Here is a 6,251-nt window from a genome sequence, read left to right as displayed (position 1 = left end):
TGAGAGTTCAGAGCGAGTGACAAAATTGTGTTCTAGGGATTGGGCAAGTGTGACCAGTTAATTTTCCAGTTTGGTATTACCATTAAAGTGCTCCAAGCTTCTTCGATTTACTTCTTTAGGCTACAATAGTTGTTTTCCCCTAAATGATATCCAAATGCCAACCAGCCCACTTTATTCCCTTCAAGACTTTAATACTTTCGCTTTAGCCCATGGCTGTCAGCAATTAGTTCATGCTACGACATCAAATGTGTTGGTTGATACTTGCTGCAAACTTTATCAAGCGCAGCAACCTATGCTTATTTTAGGTGGCGGTAGTAATATTATTTTATGTGAAGATTTTCAAGGGACTGTGGTATTAGTCGAAACTAAAGGGATTGATATTACGGACGATGAGAATTATCACTATCTGAGTGTAGCGGCTGGAGAGAATTGGCATGATCTTGTTAGTTTTTGCTTAAGAAATAGATTCAGTGGTCTAGAAAATCTAGCGTTGATCCCGGGGACTGTTGGCGCTGCTCCGATTCAGAATATTGGTGCATACGGCGTCGAATTAAACGATTTTTGTGATTGGGTTGAGTACGTTGATTTGCGAGATGGCCACTTGGTACGTTTAGCTGCCAATGCTTGTGATTTCGGTTATCGAGACTCTATCTTTAAGAAAGAGTTGTTAGGTAAGGCGGTGATCACCAAGGTTGGTTTTAAGCTACCAAAGCGTTGGGTTCCACGATTAGATTATGGCCCTCTTAGATCGTTTAAAGCTGAACAAGTCACTGCTCAGCAAGTGTTTGATAGCATTTGTGAAACTCGTCGAGAAAAATTACCTGATCCAGCGGAGTTTGGCAATGCGGGGAGCTTCTTTAAAAACCCGATAATCGATAAGGCTGACTTTGATCGGCTTGTCGGCGTATTTCCAGATATCGTCGGCTATCCTCACGGCGATGAACAAGTAAAAGTGGCTGCTGGTTGGCTTATTGATAAATCGGGTTTAAAGGGACGCCAACTTGGTGGTGCTGCTGTGCACCAGAACCAGGCATTAGTGTTAATAAATAAACATAATGCGACCAGTGAAGATGTACTTTCGTTGGCGAGATTGATTGTTGAGAAAATTGAAGCACAATTTGGTATTAGGCTTGATCCTGAACCTCGAATGATCACTGCCAATGGTGAAAGGAGTTTATAGATGGCTGAGCAATGGAGTCGAAAACGCGAGATACTATCTGAATTGGCCGCAGGGTCATTTGTATCTGGAGAGGCTTTGGCCTCTCTTTTAGGGGTTTCTCGTACCGCTGTAAGTAACCATATTGCTGGACTGGAAGAGTATGGCGTTGATATATACAGTGTCAAAGGCAAGGGCTACCGCTTAAACGGACCTATATCGTTAGTTGATGAAGTGAAGCTAAAACAACAAATTAGCAATCGTTGCTTTTATTTTGACGAAATCCCCAGTACTAACGCTTTTATTTTAAAACACGCAGAAGACTTAGTTTCGGGCGATATCTGTGTTGCTGAGTATCAATCGGCAGGGCGAGGTCGACGTGGTCGTGTTTGGGTTTCGCCTTATGGTTGTCACTTGTATTTCTCTATGTATTGGCAATTTCCGCAAGGAATGGCGCAAGCGATGGGGTTAAGCCTAGTTGTGGCATGCTCGATTGTTACCGTACTTGAAAAGCTTGGCATTAAAGATGTTGGGGTAAAGTGGCCTAACGATATCTACCTTGAAAGTAAAAAACTCGCTGGCGTGTTGATTGAGATGAGTGGTCATACAGATAGTGAGTGCAATTTAGTCATAGGTATCGGCTTGAATATGGCCATGGGTGAGCAACATGCAGCACTGATTGATCAGCCTTGGAGTGATTTAACCGGTCAAGCAAGTCTGCCAGATAAAACGGCTTTGTTAGCTCTGCTGCAGAAGCAATTACAGCAAGATCTTAATCTATTTCAACAGTCTGGACTCACACCGTTTCAAGATCGTTGGCGCGAAGCTGATCTCTTTCAAGGAAAGTCGGTAAAGTTACTGATGGGCCAAGATGAGATTTATGGTGTCTGTATGGGGGTCGATGAGCAAGGGGCTGTTGTCTTAGAAACAGAGTCGGGATTGCAAAGCTATATTGGTGGTGAGATTAGCCTGCGTAAAGCAGACTAATCAGTATTAGCTTTTATACATAGCAGGTTCTCTATTTGCGCAATAGGACTTGATCCATCATATGGTCAGGTCCTTTTTGTAAGATAAGGTGTGCTCTTTCGCGCGTAGGCAATATATTTAGAGTGAGGTTAGGGCCGTTAATTGAGTCCCAAATGTTTGAAGCTGTCGCGGTTGCTTCAGAGTCATCGAGCTTTGAGTAATGATGGAAGTAAGAATCTTCACTACTGAACGCCCCGGTTCTGAACTGTAAAAAACGGTCGACATACCACTCTTTTAGTAACGCCTCATGGGCATCGACATAGATCGAGAAATCGACAAAGTCAGAAACAAATGGACGCTGGGTATCAACAGGTGAGTCTTGGCCAGTTTGCAAAACATTGAGTCCTTCAATGATTAAAATATCTGGCTGTCTGATCCATTGTTTTTCATCTTGAATGCGGTCATAGGTAATATGTGAGTATATCGGTGCACTGACTGCCGACTCACCAGCCTTAATCGCTGAAATAAACTCAACTAAGGCTTTCATATCGTAACTTTCTGGAAAACCTTTTCGCTGTAATAGGCCACGTCGCTTAAGCTCTGCTAACGGATACAAAAAGCCATCAGTGGTAATTAAATCGACTTTTGGATGCTCAGGCCAATGGCTGAGCAGTGCTTGTAGAATACGGGCTGTAGTGCTCTTACCAACAGCTACGCTGCCTGCGATACTGATAATATAGGGGCGTTTAGGCGGTACATGTCCGAGAAACTCATTTAACGCCAAACCTCTTTGCTGCTTTGCGCCAACATTTAAATTTAATAGACGACTCAGCGGCAGATAAATATCGGTGACTTCAGATAAGGATATTTTTTCATTAATACCACGTAAATCTGCCAAATCATTTTCACTGAGTGTTAATGGCACAGACTCTCTCAGTCCTGCCCACTGTAGGCGCTGAAAAGCGAGATAAAGAGCGTTGTGAATTTGGTTTGGTTGCGACATTGCGAAGTTCTCCGTTCAGGAGGGCACAGTACACTATGAATTTATTATGAACAACTGCAATGAGAACTGCGATGCTGGCTTTAAGTACTAATTTGATTTAATTGCTTCAAAAGTATACTTGAAAGTAGCGTTAAGCATAAAAAAACGCCATTTAACTCACTTTTTTAATAATATTTCACTTTTGCTATTGCACTTAGGCTCACATTTCCATAATATCCGCTACCGAAATGACACGCCGGCATAGCTCAGTTGGTAGAGCAACTGACTTGTAATCAGTAGGTCCCGAGTTCGACTCTTGGTGCCGGCACCATTTCTCTGGAGGGGTTCCCGAGTGGCCAAAGGGATCAGACTGTAAATCTGACGGCTCAGCCTTCGAAGGTTCGAATCCTTCTCCCTCCACCATATTCTAGGTAGTTAGGTAACCTGAAGTAGGTTCCGCGGATGTCGTATAATGGTATTACTCCAGCCTTCCAAGCTGATAACGCGGGTTCGATTCCCGCCATCCGCTCCAAAATCTTGCTGATAATACTTAATCAGTAGAAAGCACTCGGTCTCGAGTGCTTTTTCCCGTTTAAGACTACCTATCAGCTCCTCCCTGCTTCTCACCATTCTGATTATCTTACTAACTGATTCGATGACATTTTAATGCATCGGATTTTTTGCTATATGCAGTTTCATCACCAAAATACTTGGATTGGGGCAATACCATGGCTAAAGAAAAATTTGAACGCGTAAAACCACACGTAAACGTTGGTACCATTGGACACGTTGACCATGGTAAAACTACTCTAACTGCCGCTATCTCTTCTGTGTTAACGAAGACTTACGGTGGTACTGCACGTGATTTCGCACAGATCGATAACGCTCCAGAAGAGCGTGAGCGCGGTATTACAATTAATACTTCTCACATCGAATATGACACTCCATCACGTCACTACGCACACGTAGACTGTCCAGGTCACGCGGATTATGTTAAAAACATGATCACTGGTGCTGCACAGATGGACGGCGCGATTCTAGTAGTTGCTTCTACAGATGGTCCAATGCCACAAACACGTGAGCACATCCTGCTTTCACGTCAGGTTGGCGTTCCATTCATCATCGTATTCATGAACAAGTGTGACATGGTTGATGACGAAGAGCTTCTAGAGCTAGTAGAAATGGAAGTTCGTGAACTTCTATCTGAGTACGACTTCCCAGGTGATGACTTACCAGTTATCCAGGGTTCTGCTCTTAAAGCTCTTGAAGGCGAGCCAGAGTGGGAAGCTAAGATCCTTGAACTAGCTGAAGCTCTAGACACATACATCCCTGAGCCAGAGCGTGCTATCGATGGTGCATTCATTCTTCCAATTGAAGATGTTTTCTCAATCGCTGGTCGTGGTACTGTTGTTACTGGTCGTGTAGAGCGCGGTATCATCAAAGTTGGTGAAGAAGTAGAAATCGTTGGTATCAAAGATACAACTAAGTCTACTTGTACTGGTGTTGAAATGTTCCGTAAGCTTCTTGACGAAGGTCGTGCTGGCGAGAACTGTGGTGTTCTTCTACGTGGTATCAAGCGTGAAGACGTTGAACGTGGTCAAGTATTGGCAGCACCTGGTTCAATCACTCCACACACTACTTTCAAGTCAGAAATCTATGTTCTGTCTAAAGAAGAAGGCGGACGTCACACTCCATTCTTCAAAGGCTACCGTCCACAGTTCTACTTCCGTACAACTGACGTAACCGGTACTATCGAATTGCCAGAAGGCGTAGAGATGGTAATGCCTGGTGACAACGTAGCTATGACAGTAACTCTAATCTGCCCAATCGCGATGGACGAAGGTTTACGCTTCGCAATCCGTGAAGGTGGCCGTACAGTTGGTGCTGGTGTTGTAGCTGAGATCGTTGCTTAATTAGCAATCGTCTTAACTCGATACTGAAAAAGGCAGCTTAGGCTGCCTTTTTTGTTTTTATTGTATTTAGGTTTAATTTGTTAGTGAAGCTGGGCTATGTATTCTTGCCAAATAAGTGGAATAAGAATACAATCTATGACCGATTTTTGACTCGTTGAGTATACTTAACTAAGTATGTTGGACAGTCGCCAGTTCGGATAGCGAGTCTGACTGAATTTTTCACTGAGCAAAATGCTATTTATAGTGTCACTTGACTCAGAACGTAGTGAGTAACGGAATTAACCGATGACAACAAATACTGAAAGCCAGGGTAACTCTCTGGATATCGTAAAGTGGGGCCTAGTCGTAATCTTGTTGGCTGCTGCAATTATTGGCAATCAATATTTTAATGAAGCAAGTGTTGTAGTGCGCGCCCTAGGTGTCGTCGTGACTTTTGCTATCGCTGGTTTCATCGCGTTGCAAACAGAAAAAGGCAAGCAAGCTTTAACTTTTGCTCGTGAATCACAGATTGAAGTTCGTAAAGTGGTTTGGCCTACGCGTCAAGAAGCACTCAATACAACTTTCATTGTATTAGCTGCAACAGCCGTTTTAGGTTTAATCCTTTGGGGCCTAGATGCAGTATTGCTTAGAATTGTTAATTTTATTACAGGCGTATAGGCATTAAGTATGACTGAAGCTACTGAAGCTAAAAAAAGATGGTATGTAATTCAAGCGTTTTCCGGTTATGAAGGCCGTGTGTGTAAAACGTTGCTTGAGCATATCAGAATGCACGAAATGGAAGCTTACTTTGGTGAGGTTTTAGTACCGACTGAAGAAGTGGTAGAAATGCGTGCAGGCCAACGTCGTAAAAGCGAACGTAAGTTTTTCCCTGGCTATGTATTAGTTCAGATGGAAATGAATGATGAAAGCTGGCACTTGGTGAAAAGTATCCCTCGTGTAATGGGCTTCATCGGTGGTACGTCTGATCGTCCTGCCCCAATTTCTGATAAAGAAGCTGATGCAATTCTTCAGCGTCTGCAAGAAACTACTGAGTCTCCAACGCATCGCGTTATGTTTGAGCCAGGTGAAGTTGTTCGTGTTACTGACGGACCTTTTGCTGACTTTAACGGTACGGTTGAAGAAGTGGATTATGAGAAGAACCGCGTTAAGGTTTCTGTGATGATCTTCGGTCGTTCAACACCAGTAGAACTTGATTTTAGTCAGATTGAAAAAAGCTGATTAAATAAAGCACAAA

At 43.2% G+C, this 6,251-nt stretch carries 6 protein-coding genes and 3 tRNA genes; 8 read left to right on the top strand and 1 reads right to left on the bottom strand.

Annotated features, from left to right (window positions below; all coding sequences use genetic code 11):
* The first annotated feature begins 154 nt into the window (after nt 1–154).
* Complete coding sequence (gene murB / locus ACVBIU_RS18945) at nt 155–1,180, top strand: UDP-N-acetylmuramate dehydrogenase (protein ID WP_447164529.1); 1,026 nt, start codon at nt 155–157, stop codon at nt 1,178–1,180.
* The gene (gene birA, locus ACVBIU_RS18940; protein ID WP_447162233.1) at nt 1,181–2,143 is read left to right on the top strand and encodes a bifunctional biotin--[acetyl-CoA-carboxylase] ligase/biotin operon repressor BirA; all 963 of its coding nucleotides are present in this window, start codon (nt 1,181–1,183) and stop codon (nt 2,141–2,143) included.
* Between the two features lie 31 nt (nt 2,144–2,174).
* On the opposite strand, the gene coaA is transcribed toward birA, so the two are convergent.
* Nucleotides 2,175–3,125, bottom strand: a complete 951-nt coding sequence (gene coaA, locus ACVBIU_RS18935) for a type I pantothenate kinase (RefSeq protein ID WP_447162234.1) — start codon at nt 3,123–3,125, stop codon at nt 2,175–2,177.
* 234 nt (nt 3,126–3,359) lie between these two features.
* Between coaA and ACVBIU_RS18930 the strand changes: the two genes are divergently transcribed.
* The 6 genes from ACVBIU_RS18930 (at nt 3,360) to nusG (ending at nt 6,235) form a co-directional block, all read left to right on the top strand.
* A tRNA-Thr gene (locus tag ACVBIU_RS18930) sits at nt 3,360–3,435 on the top strand.
* 7 nt (nt 3,436–3,442) lie between these two features.
* Nucleotides 3,443–3,527 (top strand) — tRNA-Tyr (locus tag ACVBIU_RS18925).
* A gap of 35 nt (nt 3,528–3,562) precedes the next feature.
* Nucleotides 3,563–3,636: transfer RNA gene (locus ACVBIU_RS18920), tRNA-Gly, on the top strand.
* Nucleotides 3,637–3,832: 196 nt separating this feature from the next.
* Nucleotides 3,833–5,017, top strand: coding sequence for an elongation factor Tu (tuf, locus tag ACVBIU_RS18915; RefSeq protein WP_447162235.1), 1,185 nt, complete (start codon nt 3,833–3,835; stop codon nt 5,015–5,017).
* Between the two features lie 285 nt (nt 5,018–5,302).
* Nucleotides 5,303–5,674 carry a preprotein translocase subunit SecE gene (secE, locus tag ACVBIU_RS18910; RefSeq protein ID WP_447162236.1) on the top strand — a complete coding sequence of 124 codons (372 nt, stop codon included), beginning with the start codon at nt 5,303–5,305 and terminating at the stop codon, nt 5,672–5,674.
* Nucleotides 5,675–5,683: 9 nt separating this feature from the next.
* On the top strand, nt 5,684–6,235 hold the full coding sequence (gene nusG, locus ACVBIU_RS18905; protein ID WP_012279191.1) for a transcription termination/antitermination protein NusG: 552 nt from the start codon (nt 5,684–5,686) through the stop codon (nt 6,233–6,235).
* Nucleotides 6,236–6,251: the final 16 nt, after the last annotated feature.

The organism is Shewanella sp. 30m-14, assembly GCF_052977125.1.
Note: the sequence above shows the minus strand (reverse complement) of the source record. Positions and strands in the feature narration are given on the sequence as shown.

Excerpts from the sequence above, each read along its gene's own strand:
- birA (WP_447162233.1), top strand. The coding sequence starts at position 1,181 with ATGGCTGAGCAATGGAGTCGAAAACGCGAGATACTATCTGAATTGGCC.
- murB (WP_447164529.1), top strand. The coding sequence starts at position 155 with ATGCCAACCAGCCCACTTTATTCCCTTCAAGACTTTAATACTTTCGCT.
- nusG (WP_012279191.1), top strand. The coding sequence starts at position 5,684 with ATGACTGAAGCTACTGAAGCTAAAAAAAGATGGTATGTAATTCAAGCG.
- tuf (WP_447162235.1), top strand. The coding sequence starts at position 3,833 with ATGGCTAAAGAAAAATTTGAACGCGTAAAACCACACGTAAACGTTGGT.
- coaA (WP_447162234.1), bottom strand. The coding sequence starts at position 3,125 with ATGTCGCAACCAAACCAAATTCACAACGCTCTTTATCTCGCTTTTCAG.
- secE (WP_447162236.1), top strand. The coding sequence starts at position 5,303 with ATGACAACAAATACTGAAAGCCAGGGTAACTCTCTGGATATCGTAAAG.